The 20118-nt window shown below is 72.3% G+C and carries 17 protein-coding genes; 7 read left to right on the forward strand and 10 right to left on the reverse strand.

The window, feature by feature from the left end; all coding sequences use genetic code 11:
- Positions 1-47 precede the first annotated feature (47 nt).
- Positions 48-1268: a hypothetical protein gene (locus FHX74_RS02000; RefSeq protein WP_182558394.1), complete on the forward strand. Its 1221-nt coding sequence runs from the start codon at positions 48-50 to the stop codon at positions 1266-1268.
- 22 nt (positions 1269-1290) lie between these two features.
- Here FHX74_RS02000 and FHX74_RS02005 read toward each other — a convergent pair whose 3' ends face one another.
- The 3 genes from FHX74_RS02005 to rfbA all read right to left on the reverse strand — a co-directional run bounded on the left by FHX74_RS02005 (position 1291) and on the right by rfbA (position 5760).
- Positions 1291-3273 (reverse strand): M13 family metallopeptidase, encoded by a 1983-nt coding sequence (locus FHX74_RS02005; protein WP_182558395.1) that lies wholly within the window; start codon positions 3271-3273, stop codon positions 1291-1293.
- Positions 3274-3351: 78 nt separating this feature from the next.
- Complete coding sequence (locus FHX74_RS20620; RefSeq protein WP_182558396.1) at positions 3352-4710, reverse strand: hypothetical protein; 1359 nt, start codon at positions 4708-4710, stop codon at positions 3352-3354.
- Between the two features lie 180 nt (positions 4711-4890).
- Positions 4891-5760, reverse strand: a complete 870-nt coding sequence (gene rfbA / locus FHX74_RS02015; protein ID WP_182558397.1) for a glucose-1-phosphate thymidylyltransferase RfbA — start codon at positions 5758-5760, stop codon at positions 4891-4893.
- 73 nt (positions 5761-5833) lie between these two features.
- Between rfbA and rfbB the strand changes: the two genes are divergently transcribed.
- From rfbB to FHX74_RS02030, 3 genes are all read left to right on the forward strand, one after another.
- A complete protein-coding gene (gene rfbB / locus FHX74_RS02020; protein ID WP_182558398.1) occupies positions 5834-6832 on the forward strand; it encodes a dTDP-glucose 4,6-dehydratase in 999 nt (332 codons plus the stop codon).
- 28 nt (positions 6833-6860) lie between these two features.
- Positions 6861-8252: a sugar nucleotide-binding protein gene (locus FHX74_RS02025; protein ID WP_182558399.1), complete on the forward strand. Its 1392-nt coding sequence runs from the start codon at positions 6861-6863 to the stop codon at positions 8250-8252.
- A gap of 222 nt (positions 8253-8474) precedes the next feature.
- Positions 8475-9533 carry a restriction endonuclease gene (locus tag FHX74_RS02030; RefSeq protein WP_182558400.1) on the forward strand — a complete coding sequence of 353 codons (1059 nt, stop codon included), beginning with the start codon at positions 8475-8477 and terminating at the stop codon, positions 9531-9533.
- 43 nt (positions 9534-9576) lie between these two features.
- On the opposite strand, the gene rarD is transcribed toward FHX74_RS02030, so the two are convergent.
- The 3 genes from rarD to FHX74_RS02045 all read right to left on the reverse strand — a co-directional run bounded on the left by rarD (position 9577) and on the right by FHX74_RS02045 (position 13642).
- Positions 9577-10488, reverse strand: a complete 912-nt coding sequence (rarD, locus tag FHX74_RS02035; RefSeq protein WP_182558401.1) for an EamA family transporter RarD — start codon at positions 10486-10488, stop codon at positions 9577-9579.
- 137 nt (positions 10489-10625) lie between these two features.
- On the reverse strand, positions 10626-11726 hold the full coding sequence (locus FHX74_RS02040) for a 2-oxoacid:ferredoxin oxidoreductase subunit beta (RefSeq protein ID WP_182558402.1): 1101 nt from the start codon (positions 11724-11726) through the stop codon (positions 10626-10628).
- On the reverse strand, positions 11723-13642 hold the full coding sequence (locus FHX74_RS02045; RefSeq protein WP_182558403.1) for a 2-oxoacid:acceptor oxidoreductase subunit alpha: 1920 nt from the start codon (positions 13640-13642) through the stop codon (positions 11723-11725). Before FHX74_RS02045 ends, FHX74_RS02040 begins: the two co-directional genes overlap by 4 nt.
- Positions 13643-13881: 239 nt before the next feature.
- Between FHX74_RS02045 and FHX74_RS02050 the strand changes: the two genes are divergently transcribed.
- From FHX74_RS02050 to FHX74_RS02060, 3 genes are read left to right on the forward strand one after another with little or no spacing between them, the layout of a single operon-like run.
- Positions 13882-14700, forward strand: coding sequence for a 6-phosphogluconolactonase (locus FHX74_RS02050; protein ID WP_328823575.1), 819 nt, complete (start codon positions 13882-13884; stop codon positions 14698-14700).
- A 2-nt stretch (positions 14701-14702) separates the two neighbouring features.
- A complete protein-coding gene (locus FHX74_RS02055) occupies positions 14703-16031 on the forward strand; it encodes a family 4 glycosyl hydrolase (protein WP_182558405.1) in 1329 nt (442 codons plus the stop codon).
- Positions 16028-17041, forward strand: a complete 1014-nt coding sequence (locus FHX74_RS02060) for a BadF/BadG/BcrA/BcrD ATPase family protein (RefSeq protein ID WP_182558406.1) — start codon at positions 16028-16030, stop codon at positions 17039-17041. The genes FHX74_RS02055 and FHX74_RS02060 overlap by 4 nt, the downstream gene beginning before the upstream one ends.
- 365 nt (positions 17042-17406) lie before the next feature.
- Here FHX74_RS02060 and FHX74_RS02065 read toward each other — a convergent pair whose 3' ends face one another.
- The 4 genes from FHX74_RS02065 to FHX74_RS02080 all read right to left on the reverse strand — a co-directional run bounded on the left by FHX74_RS02065 (position 17407) and on the right by FHX74_RS02080 (position 20089).
- The gene (locus FHX74_RS02065; RefSeq protein WP_182558407.1) at positions 17407-18039 is read right to left on the reverse strand and encodes a dihydrofolate reductase family protein; all 633 of its coding nucleotides are present in this window, start codon (positions 18037-18039) and stop codon (positions 17407-17409) included.
- On the reverse strand, positions 18036-18890 hold the full coding sequence (locus FHX74_RS02070) for a nucleotidyltransferase domain-containing protein (RefSeq protein WP_182558408.1): 855 nt from the start codon (positions 18888-18890) through the stop codon (positions 18036-18038). The genes FHX74_RS02065 and FHX74_RS02070 overlap by 4 nt, the downstream gene beginning before the upstream one ends.
- A 95-nt stretch (positions 18891-18985) precedes the next feature.
- Positions 18986-19879 (reverse strand): NUDIX domain-containing protein, encoded by an 894-nt coding sequence (locus FHX74_RS19965; RefSeq protein WP_182558409.1) that lies wholly within the window; start codon positions 19877-19879, stop codon positions 18986-18988.
- A 21-nt stretch (positions 19880-19900) separates the two neighbouring features.
- Entirely contained in the window at positions 19901-20089 is a 189-nt protein-coding gene (locus FHX74_RS02080; RefSeq protein WP_182558410.1) for a DUF1059 domain-containing protein, read from the reverse strand.
- Positions 20090-20118 lie beyond the last annotated feature (29 nt).

Consider the following 20118-nt stretch of genomic DNA (forward strand, 5'->3'; position numbering starts at 1 on the left):
TGGTCCGCCCGGGGACGGGCGGGCCACCGGTCCCGGAGAGGAGCCCGATGACCCCGCCCGCCGTGCCGGTCCCGCGTCGTACGCGTCCACGTCGGTCGCGCGCGATCCGATCGGGGACGCCCGGTCGGCGCCGCGTGCTGGCCGGCGTGCTGGCCGCGGCGCTCGTGCTGCTGGCGTTCCCCGGCGTCTCGCTCGGTCGCGCGCTGGCGGCTCCCACCAGTGACCCCCTGGGCGCCAAGGCGGCCGAGTGGGCCCGGGACCACGGTCTCGGGTTCGCGGTCACCGCGGCCGAACAGGTCGTCTACTGGCTCCACCCACCGAAGACCGGTGGCACCCCCGACCCGTCGCTGCTGCAGCCGCCGGCGGGCAGCGCCGACGGCGGCTCGGACACCACCGCGCCGGGGCGCGACGCAACCGGGTCGACGGGCCGGCACCATGCCGTCGCCTGGGCGCTCCCGCACGCGCCGCTGACCACCGTGGCCACCCCGGCGCTGCCCGGGGAGGGCGTCTTCCGCACGGTGGTCCGGGTCGACGGCCACCCGGCCGTCCAGGTCGCGTACCTGCGTCCCGACCCGGTGCACACCTCCTACCTGGCCGCGGTCACCGTCTTCGACCCCCGGCTGGTCCGCTTCGTCCAGCACCCGGGGGCCACCGAACCCGGGCACCTCGGGCTGTTCCGCCAGCCGGACTGGCTGCCGCCGAGCGAGCGCAGCGGACTGCTGGCCACGTTCAACAACGGCTTCAAGCTGGCCGACGCCCACGGCGGCTACCAGGCCGACCACCACACGGTGGTGCCGCTACGCACCGGCGCGGCCTCGCTGGTCGTCGACGTCTCCGGTCGGATCGACGTCGGCAGCTGGGGCACCGAGGTCGGCCCAGGTCCGCAGGTGGCGGCGGTCCGGCAGAACCTCCAGCTGCTGGTCGACCACGGCCGGGTCTGCGCCGACGTCGCCTCCAACGACCCCGCGGTCTGGGGCCTGACCATCGCGGGTGCCGACTACGTCTGGCGCTCCGGGATCGGTGTGGACGCCCACGGCACGGTGATCGAGGTGTCCGGCCCGTCGCTGTCCGCGCCGTCGCTGGCCCGGCTGCTCCAGCGCGCCGGTGCGGTGCGGGCGATGGAGCTCGACATCAACCCGGCCTGGGTGTCGACGATGTGGTACTCGGGCTCGGGCAGCACCCCGCACAAGGTGCTGCCCTTCAGCCGCCCGGCCGACCGCTACTTCACCCCGTCGACCCGGGACTTCGTCGCGGTCTACGCCCGCTGACCGCCACAGCCCGTCGCCGGGCTCACCAGATCGAGACGCGCTGCTCCGGGTCGAGCCAGAGCCCGTCGCCCGGCTGCACGCCGAAGGCCGCGTAGAACGGGTCGAGGTTGCGGACGATCTGGTTGCAGCGGAACTCCCCGGGGGAGTGCGGGTCGGTGGCCAGCCGGTTGAGCAGCGCCTCGGTCCTGATCTTGACCTGCCAGATCGCCCCCCAGCTGCAGAACAGCCGCTGGTCGGCGGTCAGCCCGTCGACCGGCTCGGGCTCCTGCCCGTCGAGTGAGATCCGGAACGCCTCGTAGGCGATCGACAGACCGCCCAGGTCGCCGATGTTCTCGCCGATGGTCAGCGCGCCGTTGACGTGGTGGCCGGGCGCCTGCTCGGGCTCGAGCGCGTCGTACTGCGCGATCAGGCTCTTGGTCCGGGTCTCGAACGCCTCGCGGTCGGCGTCGGTCCACCAGTTCACCAGCCGGCCGTCGCCGTCGCAGGTCGAGCCCTGGTCGTCGAACCCGTGGCCGATCTCGTGGCCGATCACCGACCCGATCCCGCCGTAGTTGACCGCGTCGTCGGCGTGCTCGTTGAAGAACGGCGGCTGCAGGATGGCGGCCGGGAAGACGACCTCGTTGCGCAGCGGGTGGTAGTAGGCGTTGACCGTCTGCGGGGTCATCAGCCACTCGTCGCGGTCGATCGGCTGGCCGATCTTGCGGATCGAGCGGTCGAGCTCGAAGCTCGAGGCCCGCATCACGTTGCCGAGCAGGTCGTCGGGCTTGATCTCGAGGCTCGAGTAGTCCCGCCAGACGTCGGGGTAGCCGATCTTGGGGGTGAACTTGCCGAGCTTGTCGAGCGCCTTGGCCTTGGTGTCGTCGGTCATCCAGTCCAGCGCGGTGATCGAGCGCCGGTAGGCCTCGATCAGGTTGGCCACCAGCTCGTCCATCCGCTGCTTGGCCACCGGCGAGAAGTGCCGCTGGACGTAGATCTTGCCGACCGCCTCGCCGAGCGCGCCCTCGACCAGCTCGACCCCGCGCTTCCAGCGGTCCTTGAGCTGCGGCGTGCCGGAGAGCACCGTGCCGTAGAAGGAGAACTTCTCGTTCACGAAGTCCGACGAGAGGTAGTCGGCCAGCGCGTTGACCAGCCGGAACCGGGTCCAGGCCTTCCAGTCCGCGAGCCGGTCGTCGGACAGCAGCGGCGCGACGTCGGTGAAGAAGGACGGCTGGGTGACCACCATCTCGGTGAAGGCCGACTCGTCGATCTCCGCGGCGGCCAGGAACAGCCGGAAGTGCAGGCCCGGGGCGGCGTCGACGAACTCGTCGAGGGTGCGCAGGTTGTACATCGCCCGCATGTCCCGGCAGCGGACCCGGTCCCAGTGGTGCGAGGCGATCTCGGTCTCGAGCGCGAGCACGCGGTCGGCGTCCGCCTCGGCGTCGGCGACCCCGGCCAGCCCGAGGGCGCGGGCCACGTGGTCGCGGTAGTGGCGGCGGATCTCGGCGTGCTCGTCCAGCCGGTAGTAGGCCTCGTCGGGCAGCCCGAGCCCGGACTGGCCGATGAACATCACGTAGCGGGTCGGGTCGCCCGGGTCGGACTCGGCCTCGATGTCGAACAGGCCGCCGATCCCGCGGCGGGAGAACCCGCCGAGCAGGGTGACCAGCGCGTCCATCTCGGTGACGGCGTCGACCCGGGCCAACGGCGGCTGCAGCGGCTCCGCGCCGGCGGTCTCGATCGTCGCCTCGTCCATGAAGCTGGTGTAGAGGTCGGCCACCTTGCGGGTCTCGGGATCGGCGTCGTCCCCGGCGCCCTGGTCGGCCAGGCCGGTGATGATGTCGCGGACCGCTTCCTCGGCCTCGTCCCGGAGCCGGACGAACGAGCCCGCCAGCGGCCGGTCCGACGGGATCTCCGCCGTGGCCAGCCAGCCGCCGTTGACGTGCCGGAACAGGTCGTCCTGGACCCGGACGTCGTGGTCGAAGGTGCTGAAGTCGAGGGCGGGACTGGTCGGGGCGGTCGCGTCGGTCACCCGGGCGATGCTACCCAGCCGGTCCGCCGCCGGGGACCGTGCTCCGTGGCGGTCGGCACGGTCCCCGCGGCGGTCCGCTCAGTCCTCCCAGCTGACCTTCAGCGGCTCGGAGAAGAGGTTGACCACCGGCTTGTCGACGAACTCGGTCGAGTAGGAGCTGAAGTTCGTCTTGCGGCCCTTGTAGGTGCCGACGTACTTGGCCTTCATGCCGACCGAGACGTAGCCGACGGCCTGGCGCCCGTCCTCGTAGTTGAGCCGGACGCTCGAGAGCTTGCTGAAGGAGCCGAACGACACCGACCAGCGGATCGTGCTGGTGTCGACCTTGGTCCCGCTCGGCGGGTGGATCGACGGACCGCAGGAGGTGGTGGCCTTGCGCTCCTTCACGCACGCCTCACCGGCCGACTTCACCGCGGCGGTGACCGCGGAGGTGCCCGCGCTGGTCAGCTTCGGCGACAGCCCGGACATCGAGACGTAGCCCTCCGGGTCCTTGACGGTGATCGAGGACGTCCCCCAGGTCACGTACTTGCTGCCGGTCGAGATGGCGTAGGTGCCGGGGAAGAGGTAGATCGTGTCGCCGGTGACCTTGACCCCGGAGACCAGCAGCGGCAGGCCCTCGTAGCTGCTCGAGTACAACTTGACGTCGTTGGCGACGTTCTCCAGCTTCCAGGTCGAGCCGAACTTCTCCACCCGGAAGCTGCCGGTGACCAGCGAGTTGCCGACCTTGTAGGAGGCATCCACCGAGGTGGAGTAGTTGCTGCTCACCGGGGCGACCTGGATGTCGGTGATCGGCGCGGCCTGCTGCGAGGCCTTGAGCACCTCGTCGGTGAGGAAGGTGGTGTCGGACGGGGTGTTGGCGGCGTAGGCGAGGGCCTGCTTGGCGTTGCCGGCCGCCAGCGCGCCGAGGAAGCCCTTGACCGCGCCGGCCTGGTCCTCGGCGGCCGGGGCCGTCGTGGTGGTCGGGTCCGGGTCGGCGACCGGGGTGTTCTTCTTGCCGAACAGCGCGACCCCGCCGATCACCGCGATCAGCAGCAGGACGAGCGCTCCGCCGGCGATCATCAGCACGAGCTTGGTCCGGCCGCCGCCCTTGGGGGGCTGGCCGGGGCCGCCCGGGTAGGGCGAGGGCGGCTGCGGCCCGCCGTAGCCCTGCGGTCCGGTCGGGTTCCAGGTCTGCGGGCCGGTCGGACCGGTCGGACCGGTCGGGCCGTAGCCGCCAGGTCCCTGGGGCCCGGGCTGCTGCGGTTGCGGGGTCCACGGGGCGCCGCCGCCGTAGCCCGGCTGCGGGCCGTTCGCGGGGTTCGGGCCGCCCGGGCCGCCCCCGAAGCCGGGGCCGCTGGGCCGGCCGAAGCCGGGCTGGTCGCCGCGCGGGCCGTCCGCGCCGGGGCCGTTCGGGTTCTGGCCGCCGTAGGGGTGGTCGGGTCCAGGCGTGTTGCCGCTCAAGGTGTGCTCCGAAGGTCGCAGATCGAGGGACGGGACGCCCGGAACGATAGGTGTTCACAGGTTCACCCAAGGCATCGTCCGCGCCGAGGGGGCCGGCGCGTCGGCGCCACCTTTCCGCGTCGCGATCAGCGGCGGCGATCGGCGGCGATGATCACAGGCGAAGATCAGCGGCAGCCGGGGTCAGCGGCCGCGGCGCAGCAGCAGCCCCAGGTACTCGCCGTAGCCGGACTTGGCGAACCGCTCGGCCCGCTGCGCCAGCTGTTCGTCGGTGAGGAACCCCCGGCGCCAGGCCGCCTCCTCCGGGGCGCCGACCTTGAGCCCCTGCCGGGCCTCCAACGTGCGGACGAAGTTGTTCGCGTCGTTCAGCGAGTCGAAGGTGCCGGTGTCGAGCCAGGCGGTGCCGCGGGGAAGCACGCCGACCTGCAGCCGGCCCTCCCGCAGGTAGTGCCGGTTGACGTCGGTGATCTCGTACTCGCCGCGGGCCGACGGCTCGAGCGCGGCGGCGATCCGCACCACGTCGTTGTCGTAGAAGTAGAGCCCCGGGACGGCGTAGTTGGACCGCGGCTCGGCCGGCTTCTCCTCGAGCGAGACCGCGCGGCCGTCGGCGTCGAACTCGACCACGCCGTAGGCGTGCGGGTCGGCCACCCAGTAGGCGAACACCGCGCCGCCGTCGACCTCGGCGAACCGCTCCAGCTGGCTGCCCAGCCCCGGCCCGTAGAAGATGTTGTCGCCGAGCACCAGGGCGACCTTCTCGTCACCGATGAAGTCGGCGCCGATCACGAACGCCTGCGCCAGCCCGTTCGGTTCCGGCTGGGTGGCGTAGCTGATCGCGATGCCGAACTGCGAGCCGTCGCCGAGCAGCCGGACGAAGCCGTCCGCGTCGTGCGGGGTGGTGATCACCAGCACCTCGGAGATCCCGGCGAAGATCAACGTCGAGAGCGGGTAGTAGATCATCGGCTTGTCGTAGACCGGGACCAGCTGCTTGCTGACGCCCAGGGTCACCGGGTGCAGCCGGGTGCCGGAACCGCCGGCCAGGATGATGCCACGCACGGTGCACCAGTGTGGACCAGCAATCCGTAGCTGTCGTCCCGTCCTGCCGATTCCTCACCTAAGATCCCGCCACGTGGCTGAACTGTTGGTGACCGGTGGCGCCGGGTTCATCGGGTCGAACTTCGTGCACCACGTGCTCGCTCACACCGACCACACGGTGACCGTGCTCGACAAGCTGACCTACGCCGGCAACCGTGCCTCGCTCGACGGGCTCGATCCCGACCGGTTCCGCTTCGTCCAGGGCGACATCTGCGACGCCGACGCCGTCGACCCGCTGGTGGCGGCCGCCGACGCGGTGGTGCACTACGCCGCCGAGTCGCACAACGACAACTCGCTGAACGACCCGACGCCGTTCCTGCACACCAACCTGATCGGCACCTTCACCCTGCTCGAGGCGGTCCGCCGGCACCGGGTGCGCTACCACCACATCTCCACCGACGAGGTCTACGGCGACCTCGAGCTCGACGACCCGCAGCGGTTCACCGAGGCGACGCCGTACAACCCGTCCAGCCCGTACAGCTCGACCAAGGCCGGTTCCGACCTGCTGGTGCGGGCCTGGGTGCGCTCGTTCGGCATCGAGGCGACGCTGAGCAACTGCTCGAACAACTACGGGCCCTACCAGCACGTCGAGAAGTTCATCCCGCGCCAGGTCACCAACGTGCTCGACGGCGGCCGGCCGAAGCTCTACGGCCAGGGCCTCAACGTCCGCGACTGGATCCACGCCGACGACCACAGCTCGGCGGTGCTGACCATCCTCGAGCGCGGCCGGATCGGCGAGACCTACCTGATCGGTGCCGACGGGGAGCGGAACAACCGGCAGGTGATCGAGACGATCCTGCGGCTGCTCGGCCGGCCGGTCGACGGCTACGACCACGTCAACGACCGGGCCGGCCACGACCTGCGGTACGCGATCGACTCGACCAAGCTGCGCACCGAGCTCGGCTGGGCCCCGGCGTTCGGCGACTTCGAGGCCGGGCTGGCCCGGACCATCGACTGGTACCGCGACCACGAGTCGTGGTGGCGTCCGCAGAAGCAGGCCACCGAGGCCAAGTACGCCGCCGTCGGTCAGTGACCGGAACCCGACCGAGGAGAAGTCGATCATGGCCGACCTGACTGTAACGGCGACCCCGATCCCGGGGCTGCTGCTGCTCGCGCTGCCGGTGCACGGCGACAACCGCGGCTGGTTCAAGGAGAACTGGCAGCGGGCCAAGATGACCGCGCTCGGGCTGCCCGACTTCGGCCCGGTGCAGAACAACGTCTCCTACAACGCGAGCGTCGGCGCGACCCGCGGGTTCCACGCCGAGCCGTGGGACAAGTACGTCTCGGTCGCCGCCGGGAAGATCTTCGGCGCCTGGGTGGATCTGCGCGAGGGCCCGACCTTCGGCACCGTGTTCACCACGGTGATGGGGCCGGACGCCGCGGTGTTCGTCCCGCGGGGGGTGGGCAATGCGTTCCAGACCCTCGAGCAGGGCACCGTCTACTCCTATCTGGTCAACGAGCACTGGAGTGCCGAGGCCAAGGCCGACTACCTGTTCGTCAACCTGGCCGACGAGCAGCTCGCCGTCGACTGGCCGCTGCCGCTGGTCGACGCCGAGATGTCGCAGGCCGACCGTGATCATCGGCGGCTGGCCGAGGTCCGCCCGATGCCGGCCAAACCGGTGGTGATCGTCGGCGGGAACGGCCAGGTGGGACGGGCGCTGCGGCGTCGGCTGCCCGGTGCGGTGGCCACCGACCGGAGCACGCTCGACCTGACCGACCCGGACTCGGTCGCGGCCTACCCGTGGCGGGAGGTCGGCGCGATCGTCAACGCCGCCGCCTGGACCGCGGTGGACGCCGCCGAGACGCCGGACGGTCGCCGGGACTGCTGGCGCGCCAACGTCGACGGGATCGCGGCGCTGGTCCGGGTCGCCGCCGAGCACCGGCTGCCGCTGGTGCACCTGAGCTCGGACTACGTCTTCGACGGCACCGCCGAGTGGCACACCGAGGACGAGCCGCTCAGCCCGCTCGGGGTCTACGGGCAGACCAAGGCGGCCGGTGACGTGCTGGTGGGGACGCTGCCGGAGCACTGGGTGCTGCGGACCAGCTGGGTGATCGGCGACGGCGGCAACTTCGTCCGGACGATGGCCTCGCTGGCCGACCGGGGCGTCGCGCCGTCGGTGGTCGACGACCAGTGGGGCCGGCTGACCTTCGCCGACGACCTGGCCCGCGCCGTCGAGCACCTGCTGACCACCCGTCCGGCGCCGGGCGTCTACAACGTCTCGTGCGACGGCCCGGTGCAGAGCTGGGCCGAGATCGCCGCCGCCGTCTACGCCGCCCGCGGGAAGGACCCGGCGGTGATCACCCCGGTGAGCACCGAGACCTACGGGGCGGGCAAGGCGCTGGCGCCCCGGCCGCGGCACAGCGCGCTCGACCTCACCAAGATCATCGCCAGCGGGTTCGCCCCGGCCGACGGGCCCGCGGCGCTGGCCGACTACCTGGCCGCCCTGGACTGACCCGACGCGCAGGATCCGACCGCTCGATCGCGGTGGCCGCTGCGCCTCCCGCGTGAACGGAGCGGCGGGCGCCGTCGAGCGGTCAGATCCTGCCAGCGCGCTTGCGTTCGGCAGTTCAATCCACTCCCTCATCTCCGAACGACGAAGACGCGCGAGATACCTTGCTCTAGAGGCGTGCCTTTGACGACTTGACGAGAGCTGCTGCAACCGAGAGGGGAATCCATGCCCGCCGCCTGGGTCGTTCGATCAGGAAAGAACGGGGAAAGGGAGGCGTGGTCGCTGCAGAACGGCGTGGCCGGCACCGGTTGGTGGGAGTTCCCCGACCTGACCCCGATTGGATCGCGACAAGAACTGACCGAGCTCGTTCTCCACCGGCTCACCGGCCTGAAGTCCGGCGCTGTCGCGGGTTACGTCGGTCAACTCTGGGCTTTGAGCAAGCGCATCCAGGTCGGCGACTTGATGGTGCTGCCGCTCAAGACGACTAAGCAGATCGCCCTCGGTCGGGTCACGGGTCACTACGAATACCGGGCGAATGAGACCGATCTCAGCCTTCGTCATGTGATCCCCGTGGACTGGATACGCACTGACGTGGCCCGCAACGCAGTGAAGCAGGATCTCCTCTTCACCCTTGGAAGTGCGCTGACCGTCTTCGCACCAACGAAGAACCACGCCATAGCTCGATTGGAGGCGGTTCTCGCGACCGGCCAGGACCCCGGTCAGGTTCCGTCCATCGGCGGCTCCCTCTCCAATATTTCGAGCGCGGGAGCGTCCGAGACGGACGGAACCGTCGATGAACCCGAGTTGAGCCCAGACATCGAGGATGTCGCCCAGGTCAAGATCACAGCCCGGATTGCGGAGGAATTTGCGGGGCACGATCTCGCGACGCTGGTCACCGCGTTGCTCAGTATCGACGGCTTCGATTGCCGACAGTCGCCGCCCGGACCGGACGGAGGTGTCGACATCCTCGCCGGCAGGGGCCTTCTCGGGCTCGATGAGCCATTGCTGCTCGTTCAGGTGAAATCAGGGAGCCAGGTCGGCGCTCCGGTGGTGCAGCAGTTGCACGGTGCGATGGCGCAATTCGGTGCCAGCCAGGGACTCCTGGTTTCTTGGGGTGGTGTGACGAAGCCAGCAGCTGCCCAGCTCCACAACCAGAAGCTGCGGGTCCGACTGTGGGAGGCTCCCGATGTGGTGGAGGCGGTTCTGAGCCGATACGACCAACTCCCCGAGGACATTCGCGTCAAGCTGCCGCTCAAGCGAGTTTGGACCCTTTCCGGCGAGTGAGCGCCGAGGGGCCAATCGTCGGCGCTTGAACCCACCTTGCGGCTCAGACCGGTTCGGGGACCTCGAGCGGGGCGCGACGGCGGCGCCGGGCGGCGGTGAGCGAGCCGACGGTGAGCACGACCAGGGCCAGCCAGACGATCCCGAAGCCGATCCAGCGGCCGGTGGACATCGCCTCGCCGAACCAGAGCACGCCGAGCAGGAACTGGCAGGTCGGGGTCACGTACTGGAGCAGCCCGATCACGCTCAGCGGCAGCCGGGTGGCCGCCGCGCTGAACAGGATCAACGGGATCAGGGTGACCAGGCCGCCGGCCACCAGCAGCAGGCTGTGCGCCCAGCCCTGGTGGCCGAAGGTCAGCCGGCCCCGGCTCTCGAGGAAGACCAGGTAGCCGAGCGCCGGCAGGAACAGGAACGCCGACTCGACGACCAGGGTCTGCAGCGCGCCGCCGTTGACCCGGTTCTTGATCAACCCGTAGCCGCCGAAGCTCAGCGCCAGGGTGAGCGAGATCCACGGCGGACGGCCGTAGTCGACCGTCAGCACGACGACCGCGACCAGCGCCAGTCCGACCGCCACCCACTGCCAACGGGCCAGCCGCTCGCGGAGCACCAGCACGCCGAGCACGATCGAGACGATCGGGTTGACGTAATAGCCGAGGGCGGTCTCGGTCACGTGGTCGTGGTTGGTCGCCCAGATGTAGACGCCCCAGTTGACCGAGATCAGCACCGCCGCGACGCCGAGCAGCAGCAGGGAGCGCCGGTTGGCCAGCGGGCGGAACCAGCGCCGGGGCAGCGCGACCGCCGCGGTGATCACCGCGAAGACCAGCGACCACACCACCCGGCTGGCCAGGATCTCCAGTGCGCCGGCCGACTCGACCAACCGCCAGAACAGCGGCACCAGACCCCAGATGCCGTACGCGCCCAATCCGTAGGCGATCCCGCGCGAGGAGCGGTCAGCCACGGCGGGTGCCCTTCGACAGGCTCAGGCCCTTCGACAGGCTCAGGGCACCGTGGTGGCCCTTCGACGGGCTCAGGCCCTTCGACGGGCTCAGGGTGCTCGGCGGGCTCAGGGTGCTCGGCGGGCTCAGAGGGCCGGGATCACCGGACAGTCCAGGTGTCCTTCCCGGCGATCATGGCCTGCAGGGCGTCGTCGTCGTTCGGGCCGCCGGACGCGGCGAGCTGGACCTGCTCGCGGGCCAGGTCGTCGTAGACCGGGGCGTCGACGTCGCGGAAGATGCCGATCGGCGAGCGCTGCAGCACGCCGGCGTCGGTCAGCCGGGACAGCCCGAAGGCCCAGGACGGGTCCTGCCGGTGCGCGTCGTGGACGGCCAGCGCCTCGACGCCGACCTCGGCCACCTCGGCCACCGAGAACTCGCCGGTCTGCGGATCGCGGACCACGCCGAGCCGGTCACCGGCGCCGAAGACGATCGGCTCGCCGTGCCGGAGCGGGATGATCGCGTCCGCCTTGCTGTCGGCGTCCTTGACCGCGTCGAACGCGCCGTCGTTGAAGATCGGGCAGTTCTGATAGATCTCGACGAACGACGCGCCGCGGTGCTCGGCGGCCGCGCGGAGCACCTCGGTGAGGTGCTTGCGGTCGGAGTCGACCGTGCGGGCCACGAAGCTCGCCTCGGCCCCGAGGGCCAGCGAGACCGGGTTGAACGGGTTGTCCAGCGAGCCCATCGGCGTCGACTTGGTGATCTTGCCGATCTCCGAGGTGGGGGAGTACTGGCCCTTGGTCAGCCCGTAGATCCGGTTGTTGAACAGCAGGATCGTGAAGTTGACGTTGCGGCGCAGCGCGTGGATCAGGTGGTTGCCGCCGATCGACAGCGCGTCACCGTCGCCGGTGACCACCCAGACGCCGACGTCGGGTCGCGCGGTGGCCACGCCGGTGGCGATCGCCGGCGCCCGGCCGTGGATCGAGTGCATCCCGTAGGAGTCGACGTAGTAGGGGAACCGCGACGAGCACCCGATCCCCGAGACGATCACGGTGTTCTCGCGGGTGATGCCGATCTCGGGCATGAAGCCCTGGAACGCGGCCAGCACGGCGTAGTCCCCGCAGCCGGGGCACCAGCGGACCTCCTGGTCGCTGGTGAAGTCCTTGCGGTTGAGCGGGGTCAGCGACAGCGGGACGCCGGCCAGGCCCTTCGGCCGGCCCGCGGGCTCGCCGAGACCGGGATGGGTGGTGTCGAGCGCGGTCACAGCGCGGCTCCTTCCAGGGTTGCGTCGGCCGGCGTCGGGGCGCCGTCGAGGGCGTCGATCTCCACCTCGAGGTCGAGGGCGAGCTCGCTCAGCGAGATCGGCAGCCCCCGGACCCGGCTGTAGGAGTGGACGTCGACGAGGTACTTGGCCCGCAGCAGCATGGCCAGCTGGCCGAGGTTCATCTCGGGGACGATCACCCGGTCGTAGCGGTGCAGGACCTCGCCGAGGTTGCCCGGGAACGGGTTGAGGTGGCGCAGGTGGGTCTGGGCGACCCGGCGGCCCCCGGCCCGGACCCGGCGGACCGCGGCGGTGATCGGCCCGTAGGTCGAACCCCAGCCGACCACCAGCACCCGCGCGCCGTCGCCGTCCTCGGCGCCCGGGTCGTCGACCACCAGGTCGGGGATGTCGCGGACGATGCCGTCCACCTTGGCCTGCCGGGTGCGCACCATCGCGTCGTGGTTGGCCGGGTCGTAGGAGACGTTGCCGGTCTCGGCGTCCTTCTCGATGCCGCCGATCCGGTGCTCCAGACCCGCGGTGCCGGGGATCGCCCACGGCCGGGCCAGCGTCTCCGGGTCGCGCTTGTAGGGCAGGAAGGCGGGCGAGCCGTCCTTGCCGGTGGCGTTCGGCTCGGTGGCGAAGCCGGGGTCGATCTCGGGGATGGCGGCGACGTCCGGCACCCGCCACGGCTCGGCGCCGTTGGCGATGTAGCCGTCGGAGAGCAGGAAGACCGGCGTCCGGTAGGTGACGGCGATCCGGACCGCCTCGATTGCGGTGTCGAAGCAGTCGGCCGGGCTCTGCGCGGCGAGCACCGGGACCGGTGCCTCGCCGTTGCGCCCGAACATCACCTGCAGCAGGTCGGACTGCTCGGTCTTGGTCGGCATGCCGGTGCTGGGCCCGGCGCGCTGGATGTCGCAGACGATCAGCGGCAGCTCGGTCATCACCCCGAGCCCGATGGTCTCGGCCTTGAGCGCGATGCCAGGGCCCGAGGAGGTGGTCACGCCGAGGTGGCCGGCGAAGCTGGCGCCGAGCGCGGAGCCGACGCCGGCGATCTCGTCCTCGGCCTGGAAGGTGGTCACGCCGAAGCGCTTGTGCTTGCTGAGCTCGTGCAGCACCTCGGAGGCCGGGGTGATCGGGTAGGCGCCGAGGAACAGCGGCAGCCCGGCCTTCCGGGCCGCGGTGACCAGGCCGTAGGCGAGCGCGGTGTTGCCCGAGATCTGCCGGTAGCGGCCGCTCGGCATCGGCGCCGGGGCGACCTCGTAGCGGACCGCGAACACCTCGGTGGTCTCGCCGAACGCGTAGCCGGTGCGGAACGCGGTGATGTTGGCGTCGCGGATGGCCGGCTTGGAGGCGAACTTGGTGGCCAGGAAGTCGAGCGTGCCCTCCACCGGCCGGTGGTACAGCCAGGACAGCAGCCCGAGGGCGAACATGTTCTTGGCCCGGGAGGCGTCCTTGCGGCTCAGCCCGAACTCCTTGACCGCCTCGACGGTCATCCCGGTCAGGTCGAGCGCGTGCACCTGGTAGTCGGCCAGCGAGTCGTCGGTCAGCGGGTCCGCGGCGTAGCCGACCTTGGCCAGGTTGCGCTTGGTGAAGTCGGCGGTGTCGGCGATGATCACGCCGCCGCGCGGCAGGTCGGCGATGTTCGCTTTGAGCGCCGCCGGGTTCATCGCCACCAGCACGTCCGGCCGGTCACCCGGCGTCATGATGTCGTAGTTGGCGAAGTGCAGCTGGAAGCTCGACACGCCGGGCAGGGTGCCGGCAGGCGCGCGGATCTCGGCGGGGAAGTTCGGGAGCGTCGAGATGTCGTTGCCCCACAGCGCGGAGTCGGCGGTGAAGCGGTCGCCGGTCAGCTGCATGCCGTCGCCGGAGTCGCCGGCGAACCGGATCACGACACGGTCGAGCGTCTGGACCTTGTGCACGGCGGTGATGCCTTCTTTCCCCGATGTCGTCGGTGGTCTCGATCGGTGCGCCTCGTCGCGCGGCTCCGCACGGGATCCGGGTGCTGGAGGGTCGGCCGGAGCGCTGGCCGTCGGGTCACGCCGGCGATCCGACGTCCGGGCGCGGCTCGGCAACCTGGTCCATGTTAGGGGCGTCGGGAAACCCGGTCGGCGACGTCCGGGCGCTGGACCCGGAGCGGGCTTCCGTAGGGTCTGCTGCTGTGCGGATCGAGCCGACGGTCTTCGCCGACCCCGCGACGCTGGGGGAGGCGGTCGCTGCGCTGGTGCTGGCCCGGATCGGGGCCCGGCCGGCGGGCGCGCCGTTCGTCCTCGGCTGTCCGGGCGGCCGGAGCGCGCTGAGCAGCTATCGGGCGCTGGCCCGGCGGGCCGCCGCCGAGGGCACCGACCTGTCCGGGCTGCGGGTGCTGATGATGGACGAGTACGTCGAGCAGGGCCCCGACGGACCGGCGCCCGTCGACCCCGGGCTGGCGCACTCCTGCCGCCGGTTCGGCCGGGTGGAGATCGTCGAGCCGCTCCGCGCGGCCGCCGCGGACGCCGGGGTGCCGGAGTCGCGCCGGGTGGCCGTCGACGCGCTCGAGGTGCCCGACCCGGCCGACCCGGAGGCCTACGAGCACCGGCTGGACGCCCTCGGTGGCGTCGACCTGTTCCTGCTGGCCAGCGGCGCCGGCGACGGTCACGTGGCCTTCAACACGCCGGGCTCCGCCCCGGACAGCCGGACCCGGGTGGTGCCGTTGCCGGACAGCACCCGCACCGACAACCTGGCCACCTTCCCCAGCTTCGGCGGCCGGCTCGAGAACGTCCCCGCCCACGGCGTCACCGTCGGGGTCGGGACCATCCGGGACCGCTCGGCCGAGGTCGTGATGATCGTCCACGGCCGCGACAAGCAGACCGCCTTCGGCCGGCTCACCGCGGCCGAGGGCTACCAGTCGGACTGGCCGGCGACCGTGGTCGCCGACTGCCGCACCCCGCACCTGTACGCCGACCGGGCCGCCGCGGGCGGACCCGAGCGAAGGAGTTGACCATGGCCGCCATCTCGATCGCCTACGTGGGCGGCGGGTCGTCCCGGGCCGCCGGGACGATGGCCTCCCTGTTCAGCAAGGGCGACGCGTTCGACGGGTCGCGGGTGGTGCTGATCGACCAGCGCGCCGACACCCTCGAGCTGGTCGCGACCATCGCCCGCAAGATCGCCGCCCGCCAGGGGCTCGACATCACCGTCGAGACCAGCACCGACCAGCGGGCCGGGTTGACCGGCGTCGACGCGGTGCTCACCAGCTTCCGCCCGGGCGGGTTCGAGATGCGGCTGGCCGACGAGCAGATCCCGATGCGGCACGGGGTGATCGGCCAGGAGACCCAGGGCCCCGGCGGGATGATGATGGCGTTCCGCTCGGTCGCCGCCATGAAGACGATCCTCGACGACCTCGACGCCGTCGCCCCGGACGCGGTGATCTTCAACTACACCAACCCGGTGAACCTGGTGAGCCAGGCGATCACCACCCACAGCGACCGGACGATCTGGTCGATGTGCGAAGGACCGATCACCTTCTGGCCGCCGATCCTCCGCACCGCCGGCCTCGATCCCGACCGGGCCGAGGTGATGATGGCCGGGGTCAACCACAACTGCTGGTCGACCGTGCACCGCTACGACGGTGAGGACCTGATCCCGCGGCTCGCCGAGGGGTACGCGGCGGTCGCCGACGACCCGACCGTCGACGTCTGGTCGAAGCGGCTGCTGCACCTGGCGGTGGCCGTCGGCTCGGTGCCCAGCGACTACTTCCGCTACTACTACTTCGGCGAGGAGGCGTTCCGCGAGGCCCAGGCCGGGCGGCTGACCCGGGCCGGGGTGCTGCTGGAGGCGCTGCCCGGCTACTGGCAGCACTACGCCGAGCAGGCCGCCTCCGACGACCCGCAGCTCGACCCGACCCGCTCGCGCGGCGGCATCCACGAGCTCGAGCTGGCCATCGACGTGATGAGCGCCTACTACAACCGCACCCCGGGCACCGACGCCCCGGCGCGGCTGCCGGTCAACCTGCCCAACGCCGGGCCAGGGCGGCCGGCCGCGCTGCCGGGCTTCGACGACGACACCGTGGTCGAGGTGTGGTGCGAGGTCGACGGCGACGGCGTGCGTCCGGTCCCGCAGGAGCCGCTCCCGCACGCGGTCCGCGGGATCACCCAGACGCTGGCCGAGTACCAGCGGCTGGCCGCCGACGCGGCCTGGGACGGCACCCGCGCGGACGCCGTGCGGGCGCTGGTCAGTCACCCGTTCGTCCGCAACCTGCACGTCGCCGAGGAGCTCTACGACGAGCTCGCCTTCGCCAACCGCGACTACCTGCCGGAGCGGTTGCTCCGGTGACCGACCGCGCCCTGCACCTCGGGGTCGACGCCGGCAACTCGAAGACGGTCGCGCTGGTCGCCGACGACACCGGGCGCGTGCTCGGCCGCGGCCGGAGCGGCAACGGCGACATCTACGGCGCCGGTGAGCGGGCGGCCACCCGGGCGGTGGCCGAGGCGGTCGCCGCCGCGCTGACCGGGGCGGACAGCCCGCCCGACGGTGCCGGTCTGGTCTCGGCGGCGTTCTGCCTGGCCGGGGTGGATTATGACGACGACCACGCCTTCTGGCACGCGGAGCTGGCCGACCGGATGCCCGGGCTCGGCGCGCGGTACACGCTGCTCAACGACGGCTTCGCGCTGCTCCGGGCCGGTGCTCCCGACGGCCTCGGCGTCGCGCTGTCGGCGGGGACCGGGGCGGCCGCGGTCGCGCGCGGGCCGGCCGGCCCGGACGGGGCGGTCCCGGAATGGTCGGCCTCGTTCTGGATCGTCGGCCGGTTCGGCGGCACCGACCTCGGCTCGGCAGCGGTCGACGCGGTGATCAGTGCCGAGCTCGGGCTCGCCCCGACCACGGCGCTGACCGCGCGGGTGCTCGAGCGCTGGGACTATCCGGACGTCGCCACGCTGCTCGAGCGCACCACCCGGCGCGGCGCCGACCGGCGGAGCCGCCCGGCGCTGGCCCGCGACGTGCTCGCCGCCGCGGCGGAAGGCGACGCGGTGGCGCGGGCGATCGTCCTCGACCAGGCCGAGCGGATCGCCGGGTACGGCGTCGCCGCCCGTGACCGGGTCGGGCTCTCCGCGCCGTTCCCGGTGGTGCTCGGCGGCTCGGTGCTGAGCAGCGACCACGGGCTGCTCCGCGAAGCCACCGTCGAGGCGCTCGGCCGCCGGCTGCCCGGCTGCCCGGTGGTCGCCACCCACCGGTCCCCGGTGCTCGGCGCGCTGGCCGAGTCCTACGCCCGGGTCGGCCGGCTCGACGCGGACGTCCTGGCCGAGCTCGACCGACAGGTCTTCCCGCCGGACTTCCTGCTCACCTGACGCGCGGAGCGTTCGTCGAAGCGCCCTTCGACAAGCTCAGGGCACGGGGCGGGGTGGGCTCAGGGCACCTTGTGGGCTCAGGCACGGCCTGAGGCGCGCCCAGGTCACGCTGGATGAGGACCGCACGAACGCGCGCTGAGCTTGTCGAAGCGCCCTTCGACAAGCTCAGGGCACGCTGGATGAGGCCCGCACGAACGCGCGCTGAGCTTGTCGATGCGCCCTTCGACGGGCTCAGGGCACGGGGTGGGGTGCGCTGAGGCACGGGGTGGGGGTGGGCTCAGGCACGGCGTGAGGCGCGCCCAGGGCGCGCTGGATGAGGACCGCACGAACGCGCGCTGAGCTTGTCGAAGCGCTCTCGACGTATGTCAGCGGCCGAGCCGGTAGCGGATGTGGGTGGCCCAGGGTGAGTGGACCGCTTCGACGACCTCGAGGCCGGGGTCGTCGAGACCGTCGAGCAACCGGGCGCCCGACCCGAGCAGCGCCGGGGCGATGTCGATCAGCAGCTCGTCGAGCGCACCCAGCCGGATCACCTGCTGCACCGTCGAGGCGCCGCCGGCGACGTCCACCACGCCGTCCGGGCCGGCGGCCTCACGCGCGCGGTCCAGCGCCGCCGCGACACCGTCGGTGACGAAGTGGAAGGTGGTGCCCTGCAGCTCCAGCGGCGGACGCGGGTGGTGGGTCAGCACGAACACCGGCGCGTGGTACGGCGGCTCCTCGCCCCACCAGCCGCGCCACTCGGCCGGCTCGCCGTCGGGTGCCCAGCTGTCCCAGCCGCCGCGGACCGGCCCGAACATGTTCCGGCCCATCACGTAGGCGGCGCCGCGGCCGAGCAGCTGGTCGCGGAAGCCGGCGTCGACCTCGTGCCCGGGCTCGTCCGCTTCGAAGTGCCAGCGGTGCAGCCGCGGACCGCCGATCCCGAGCGGGTTCTCCAGGCTCTGGTCGGGACCGGCGACGAAGCCGTCGACCGACACCGACATGTGGCTGATCACGAGGGTCATGGCTGCTCCGACCTCCGACGGCGGCAGAAGTCATCGGCCTCCGCGACCAGGGCGACGGCGTGCTCGACGGCTGCGCCGAGCACGTCCGGAGCGTCGGTCAGACCGGAGAGCACGGCGCGAGCCCGCCCGGCGAACCCGGCCGGCGTGCCGGGCAGCGCGCCCACCTCGTCGACCAGCCCCTTCTCGGTGATCATCCACCGGTGCTGGGCCGCGGCCACCGCGTGTGCGGCCAGCCCCACCGCCCGGAACAGGGTCCCGGCCACGAAGACGAGGTCACCGCGGCGCGCCGATTTGGTCACCGCGCCCAGCAGGAACCGGGCCTCATCGAGCCGGTCGGCGAAGGCGGCGGCCAGCGCGTCCGGGTAGGGGTCCAGCCCGGCCCGCAACCGACCGAGCTCGCCGTCCGGGTCGGCCAGCACCCGTCCCAGCGCCAGTTCGCCGGCGTAGGCCACCTCGGCGAAGCCGAAGGGGTGGCCGACCTGGAAACCGAAGTCGAGCGCGCCGCGCCGGGCGGCGGCGCAGGCGGCGGCCACCCGGTCGAGGTCGCGATAGAGCCAGTCGACCGGGACGCCGTCGATCGTCAGCCAGCCGCCGCCGTCGACCCAGCGGCCCCAGCCGCCGGGCTCGGTCAACTCCGGCGTCGCCCCGCCGTCGCGGTCGGTGGCGAGCTCGGCGGCCAGCTTCCGCAGCCCGGGCACGTCGAGCGGGCCGCGGTAGTAGAGCCCGAGGTCGACGTCGGAGTCGGGGCGGGCCACGCCCCGGGCCCGGCTGCCGCCGAGCGCCACTCCGACCACGCCGCCGACGCGGGCCAGCCGGTCGGCCACGGCGGTCGGCCGGTCATCGCTCAGCACGGCGCCATCCTCGACCAGCCGGCCCGGCCGGGACAGTCCTTTTCGGGCCGGGGCTTTCGGTCCGGTGTTCTCGATCCGGGTGGGAGGGGTGCGGCTCAGCCCCCGTCGAGCACGTCGAGCAGGGACCGCGGGCCGAACGGCACCGCGCCGAGCGCCTCGACCCGACGGCGGAGCTCGCGGTCGGCGGTGACCACCAGCGTCGGACGGTCGTCCCCCTGCCCGACCACCTCCACGATCGCGTCGTCACCGGAGCCCGGCGCAGCGACCACCTCGACCCCCGGCACCGGCTCGAGCTCGCGGGCGGCCCCCTCGACCACCAGCACCACCGGGCAGTGCCGGCGGAGCGGTTCGAGGCCGGGACGTCCGAGCCAGCGGCCGAGCAACGGGTCCGGCCAGGAATCGACGGCGGCGAGCTGGTCGCGCAGCCGGGCCGCTGCGCCGGCCCGGTCGCGCCACCAGCCGTCCGGTCGGCTGCCCATGGTGTTGGCGACGTCGACCACCAGCCGCGGCGACCGGTCGAGCGGACGGAGCAGTGGCCAGGTGCGGCCGAAGCCGGGGTGCAGCTCGAGCCGGTCGGTCTCGGCGACCGCGAACCAGCGCAGGTCGTCGCTCTCCGGGCCACGGGGTCGTGGCGCCGGCTCGGCGTCGGCCCACCCGATCACCGTGGTGTAGGTCCAGCCGCCGTGGTCGTCGGTGTAGGTGGCCTCGACCTGCACCCGGCCGGGGTCGAGCGTGGTCTCCTCGGCGACCTCGCGGAGCGCGCCGGCGACCACTGTCTCGTCGTCGTCGCGGGCGCCGCCGGGGATGCCCCAGGTACCGCCGTGGTGGCTCCAGCAGACCCGCTGCTGGAGCAGGATCCGGTCGACGGCCACGCCGGGCGGGCTGCCGGCGTCGGGGAAGGCGTGCAGCAGCACGCCTGCCGCACCGAACAGCCCCCAGTGCCGGTGGCCGCGTCCGCAGGTCGTCCAGCCGTCGCCGCTGCCCCTCACCGGAGCCGACGACCGTTCGGATCAGGCGCCGACGGGCTCCCGGCTGATCTTGCCCTCGACCGCAGCGAGGACGTCGGGGGTGATGGTGGTGATGCCGTGGTCGGCCGCCGCGTGGGCGGCGACGGCACCGAGCAGCTGGTCGCGGTCGGTGTTCTCGAAGTGGGCGGTGCAGCCAGGCATGACGTCACCACAGGCGAGCTTGAAGACCATCGGGGGACTCCGTTCGGGGGGCGGACGTC

Origin of the sequence: Microlunatus kandeliicorticis (assembly GCF_014137855.1) — a bacterium.
Lineage (GTDB): Bacteria > Actinomycetota > Actinomycetes > Propionibacteriales > Propionibacteriaceae > Microlunatus > Microlunatus kandeliicorticis.

Bases quoted from the DNA above. Each gene is read 5' to 3' on its own strand.
- FHX74_RS02000 (WP_182558394.1), top strand. From the start codon at position 48: ATGACCCCGCCCGCCGTGCCGGTCCCGCGTCGTACGCGTCCACGTCGG.
- FHX74_RS02025 (WP_182558399.1), top strand. From the start codon at position 6,861: ATGGCCGACCTGACTGTAACGGCGACCCCGATCCCGGGGCTGCTGCTG.
- FHX74_RS02030 (WP_182558400.1), top strand. From the start codon at position 8,475: ATGCCCGCCGCCTGGGTCGTTCGATCAGGAAAGAACGGGGAAAGGGAG.
- FHX74_RS02055 (WP_182558405.1), top strand. From the start codon at position 14,703: ATGGCCGCCATCTCGATCGCCTACGTGGGCGGCGGGTCGTCCCGGGCC.
- FHX74_RS02065 (WP_182558407.1), bottom strand. From the start codon at position 18,039: ATGACCCTCGTGATCAGCCACATGTCGGTGTCGGTCGACGGCTTCGTC.
- FHX74_RS02080 (WP_182558410.1), bottom strand. From the start codon at position 20,089: ATGGTCTTCAAGCTCGCCTGTGGTGACGTCATGCCTGGCTGCACCGCC.